This window comes from Dietzia sp. CW19, assembly GCF_014145265.1.
GTDB lineage: Bacteria > Actinomycetota > Actinomycetes > Mycobacteriales > Mycobacteriaceae > Dietzia > Dietzia natronolimnaea.
On record NZ_JAALEE010000201.1, the window covers coordinates 1 to 4,915 of the forward strand.

5 protein-coding genes and 1 pseudogene are annotated in these 4,915 nt (G+C 72.4%); 2 read left to right on the forward strand and 4 right to left on the reverse strand.

Going from position 1 to position 4,915, the window contains the following annotated elements; all coding sequences use genetic code 11:
* The 4 genes and pseudogenes from G6021_RS06805 to G6021_RS06820 all read right to left on the reverse strand — a co-directional run.
* Positions 1-395, reverse strand: a pseudogene (locus G6021_RS06805) (hypothetical protein); the annotation flags it as partial.
* Positions 396-549: 154 nt separating this feature from the next.
* Positions 550-1,401, reverse strand: a complete 852-nt coding sequence (locus tag G6021_RS06810; protein WP_182616031.1) for a hypothetical protein — start codon at positions 1,399-1,401, stop codon at positions 550-552.
* Between the two features lie 109 nt (positions 1,402-1,510).
* On the reverse strand, positions 1,511-2,137 hold the full coding sequence (locus tag G6021_RS06815) for a CueP family metal-binding protein (protein WP_238556361.1): 627 nt from the start codon (positions 2,135-2,137) through the stop codon (positions 1,511-1,513).
* 2 nt (positions 2,138-2,139) lie between these two features.
* Entirely contained in the window at positions 2,140-2,805 is a 666-nt protein-coding gene (locus G6021_RS06820) for a DUF305 domain-containing protein (protein WP_182640915.1), read from the reverse strand.
* A 234-nt stretch (positions 2,806-3,039) separates the two neighbouring features.
* Between G6021_RS06820 and G6021_RS06825 the strand changes: the two genes are divergently transcribed.
* Positions 3,040-3,762, forward strand: coding sequence for a response regulator transcription factor (locus tag G6021_RS06825; RefSeq protein ID WP_182640917.1), 723 nt, complete (start codon positions 3,040-3,042; stop codon positions 3,760-3,762).
* A 74-nt stretch (positions 3,763-3,836) separates the two neighbouring features.
* A partial coding sequence (locus G6021_RS06830; protein WP_187700512.1) for a HAMP domain-containing sensor histidine kinase occupies positions 3,837-4,915 on the forward strand: 1,079 nt, incomplete at its 3' end.

Here is a 4,915-nt window from a genome sequence, read left to right on the forward strand (position 1 = left end):
ATGAAGGGCTGCGGCATGAAGGGCTGGGGAGGGTACTGCTGGGGCATGACGTGCTGCGGCATGAGGTGCTGCGGCAGGTACGGCCGGTACGGGCCGGGAACGAAGGGGTCGTTGTCGAACGCGGGTGGCGCTCCCAGATGCCGGGGGGCGAAGTCCTGGTCAGGGCGGTACGGCGCGGCGGGTGAGTTGCCGTAGGGCAGACCGCCCTCGTGCGCCAGGGGTTCGGCGGGCCCGGCGGCCGGGCGGGTCGGGAACTGCTCCGTCGGGAACCGTTCCGTCGGGAACTGCTCAGGGGGGAACCTCTGGATGGGGGCGAACTGGTCCGTGGGCGCCGGAAGGCGGTCCCGACCGGCGTCCGAGGACTCGTCGGGCCGGTAGGGGAACTGCTCGTTCATGGCGTCTCATTTCACGGTGCGGGAGAGGCGACTCGACTGACGTCGGGGTCACCCTAGCCGCGGCCGCGCGCCGCTCACCCGGGGCGGAACGGAAATCCGGGAGAAGATCGGGGGACCCCTGCAGCGCGCCCGGCCGGGTCGTCAGGGTCTACCCCTACGAGCCACCGCTCTCCCGGCGTCTGTGGACGAGTAACCAGACGAGCAGCACCGCGAGGAGGCTCACCAGTGCCACACCGGCCCCCAGGGGGCGGACCGTGGCGGAGGTGGCACCGGTCCACGCGTCCGGGGTGGGTCCGTCGTCAGGCGAGGGAAGGGTGAGGTCCTGCGCTCGCGTCTGCTTCTCGGCGCCGCTCGCCAGAGCGACGGTCGCGTTCCACTCGCCGGCGGGGACCGGCAGGTCCGCCGACAGCGGGAATCGGACCTCGGCCGTCTCGCCGGGAGCGATCGTGACGGGCTCCGCTGCGATCGGTGGGGTCGCCAACCCGCCGGGCCCGCCGGTGAGGTCGAGGGTGCCGGCCACGTCGATCGCCCGTCGTCCCGTGTTGGACACGGTCGCGAGGAAGGCGGCCACCCCGAGCGCGGTCCAGACCGGCCGGAGATCGACGATCTCGAAACCCGACCCGGGGTCGTCGCCCGCGCCGGTGGAGAGGTAGACGCGGACCCCGACGCGGGAGATCCGGTCGAGGCCGGCCTCGTGCGAGCCCGAACCGCCCCCGGAGGACCCGACCGACCCGAGCGATCCGGCCTCCGACCCCACCGACCCCGCTGAGCCCACCGACCCAGTACCCGATCCGGTCGCGCTCCCGCCCGGGGACGCGGAGGTGTGGGACGCCCAGATCACCGCGTACTGCTCGGCATCCGGGGCCTCGGCGGGCACGGAGATCGTCGCGACCACCTCGGCCGACGCCCCGGGCTGCAGGTACAGAACCGGCCGGTCGACGCGGATCCACCGGGACAGGGCGCTCGATTGACCGGGCGCTGAGGGGAGGAAGCTCCCGTCCTGCAACGCGGCCGGCCCGGGATCTATTGCGTCAAATCCGGCGGCGTGTCGCGGGTGTGAACCGGATGGCGGGTCGCCCCATGGTGCAGCTGAGTCGGTGTGACGGGTGCGGCGCCTACGCCACCTGCATCGTGGTCAGGCAGGTCAGGTCGTCGTCGCCGGTGGAGACGGGCGAGGTCGTCGAGTCGCCCTCGTGCGCGATCGTCAGGGTGCCGGTGAGGTCGCGCGGGAGCCACAGGCCCACGAAGCCGTTGTCGTAGGTCGTGCGGGTCTCGTCGAGCACGGTCTGCCCGGTCGCCCCGTCCGTCACGGTCACCTGCACGGTCTCGCCGCCGAGCTCCCCGAGGCACGTGGTGAGGCTGTGGAAGAAGCAGTCGTGCGTGAAGGTCCGGTACGGGGCCACGGAGAGGTAGAACTCGTCGGCCGGCATCGGCAGCGCCGCCTCCTCGAGGTCGCCGGTGGGGTCGCTCAGGACCAGCTGGTCCGGTTCGACGGAAGCCCACAGGTCGTCGGGCCGCTCGGCCACGGGCATGGTGTCGAGCCGCTCGATCACCTGCCGGGCGTCCAACCCCTCGAGGCCGTGTCGCTCGACGAGGGTGGCCGCGGCCCGGTCGGAGGTGGAGTCCGGTTCCGGCCCGGCCGAGGTGCAGGCGGTCAGCCCCAACGATCCCGCGACCACGGCCGCGAGCAGGGCGCGACGGCGCGCGGACGGGCGGGGAACAGTCGTCAGGGCACTCGTCACGGTCACAGGCCGGCGAGCATCTCGCGCATCTGATCGATCTCCCGCTGCTGGGTGTCGATGATGGTCTGGGCCAGCTCGACCGCCTCCGGGTGCGTGCCGCCGGACACCTGGTCTTCGGCCATGTCGATCGCGCCCTCGTGGTGGACGATCATCTGCTCCAGGAACAACCGCGCGGCGTCGGTGCCCTCGGCGTCGGCCAGCTCCTGCATCTCCTCCGGCGAGAGCATCCCGTCCATCATGCGCATCTCGCCGGCGTCACCCATCTGGTCGCCCATGTGATCGCCCATGTGGTCGCCATGATCGCCGCGGCCCATGCCGGGCTCGCCCCACTCCTCGAGCCACTCGCCGAGCTGCTCGATCTCCGGGCCCTGCGCGGCCTTGATCTCCTCGGCCAGCTCGCGGACGTCGTCGGGGACACCCTCCTTGGCCAGGATGATGTCGCTCATCTCGATGGCCTGCTCGTGGTGCGGGATCATCATCCGCGCGAACCGCACGTCGGCGGCGGAGTGCTCGGACGCGTCGCCCTCCTCGGTGGTCGCGGGAGCGCCGTCCTCGGCGGTGGTGGTCGTGGCCGGCGTCGTGGCCGTCGTGTCGTCGCCGTCGTCGGCACAGGCGGAGAGCGTGAGGACGGCCACGGCTGCGGCGGCGAGGAAGATCCTGCTGGTCATCGTCGAGGTCCTTTCGAACGGAGCGGCCGGGCGCCCGGACTGCTGGGAACCATCCTGCCCGTCGGGTCCGGCGCTCCGGATGGAGGTCGTGTGAAGGTTTGGTCAAGGCCGTCGCGGGGGCGGCGGATCCGCAGGCGGGGCGCGATGATGGGACCCATGACCCCCAGCCCTGGCGACCACGGACAGGCCGGTGCACCCGGTCCCGTGCCGCGCCCGCCCACGGGGTTGCGGGCGATGGTCGTCGACGACGAGCAGTCCCTCGCCGACCTGGTCGCCTCGTACCTCCGTCGCGACGGATTCGAGGTCACCGTCACCGGCGACGGTGCCGAGGCGGTCACGCTCGCCCGGTCGGTGGACCCGGACGTGATCGTCCTGGACCTGGGGTTGCCGGGGCTGGACGGGGTCGAGGTGTGCCGGCGGATCAGGGCGCACTCCGACGCGTACGTCGTGATGCTCACCGCCCGGACCGACGAGGTCGACACACTGATCGGGCTGTCCGTCGGCGCGGACGACTACATGACCAAGCCGTTCAGCCCCCGCGAGCTCATGGCCAGGATCCAGGCGATGTTGCGCAGACCGCGGGGTCCCGTGACCGGGTACGACGACGACGTGGCCGCCGCCGGGTCCGCGGGCAGCAGCCCGGTGGACGCGCGTCTGCGGAGGATCGGGGATCTGACCATCGACGTGGCCGGTCGCGAGGTGAGCGTCGACGGGCGGGCCATCGCCCTGACCCGCACCGAGTTCGACGTGCTCGCCGCCCTGTCCCGCGACCCGGGTGTCGTGTTCACCCGATCCCAGTTGATCGAGAGGGTGTGGGGCCCGAACTGGGTGGGCGACGACCACCTGGTGGACGTCCACGTCGCGCACCTGCGCCGCAAGCTCGGTGACGAGGCCACGCGGGGTCGCTACGTCCGCACGGTCCGCGGCGTGGGCTACCGGATGGGACCCGGGCGGTGAGCGGCGGCGCCGTCGGTGAGGTGCGGCGCGGCCGGCTCGCAGGGGCGAGTTTCGGGACGCGTCTGTTGGTGGTCATGGCCGGGGTGGTGGTGGGCTGCGCGGGGAGCGCCTGGCTCGTCGCCTCGGTGCTGGCGCCCGAGATCTTCCACGACCACCTCGGGCAGGCCGGGATCGAGCACGACTCCGCGGAGGCCGCCCACGTCGAGGAGGCGTTCACGGATTCGATCGTCCTGGCGTGGGGGCTGGCGGTGGGCGTCGCGGTGCTCCTGGCGTTGCTGGCGAGCTGGTACCTCACCCGCAGGGTCCAGCGTTCGGTCGCGGTGGTGACCGCCTCGACCGCCGAGATCGCCGGCGGGCGCTACGACACGCGCGTCGCGAGCCCCGAGCTGGGGCGGGAGTTCGACGACCTCGCGACGAGCGTCAACGAACTCGCCCGGCGACTCGACGCCACCGACACCACGCGACGCCGGATGCTCGCCGACCTCGGTCACGAGATGCGCACCCCGCTGGCCACGATCGACTCCTACCTCGAGGCCGTCGACGACGGTGTGCGGGACTACGACGACGACACCAGGGAGGTGCTGTGGACGGCCACCCGCCGACTCGAACGCCTGGCGTCGGACATCGTGGCCGTCTCCGCCGTCGAGGAGCACCTGACCCGCCTCCATCCGGTCCCCACCACCATCGCCGGGTTGGTGGGGAGCGCCCTCGACGCCGCCCGGGAGCGGTTCGCGGACAAGGAGGTGGAGCTCACCGCCCGCGACCTCGTCGACGCCGAGGTCACCGTGGACGTCGACCGCATGGGCCAGGTACTGGGGAACCTGCTGGACAACGCACTTCGGCACACCCCTGCCGGTGGTTCCGTCACCGTCAGCACCAGCCTGCTCCCCGCGGACACCGGCACCAGGACGTCCGGCACCGACACGGTGGCTCTGAGGCGGGTGTCCGTCACTGTCACCGACACCGGCGAGGGCGTGGCCGCGCACCACCTGGATCACCTCTTCGACCGCTTCTACCGCGTGGACTCCGCCCGCGGCCGACACGGCGGGGGAAGCGGCATCGGGCTGGCGATCACCCGGGCACTCGTGGAGGCCCACGGCGGTCGCGTCAGCGCGGCCAGCGACGGCCCCGGGCACGGCGCACGCTTCAGCTT

Coding starts and splice junctions, on each gene's coding strand:
- G6021_RS06820 (WP_182640915.1), bottom strand. CDS start 2,805: ATGACCAGCAGGATCTTCCTCGCCGCCGCAGCCGTGGCCGTCCTCACG.
- G6021_RS06825 (WP_182640917.1), top strand. CDS start 3,040: ATGGTCGTCGACGACGAGCAGTCCCTCGCCGACCTGGTCGCCTCGTAC.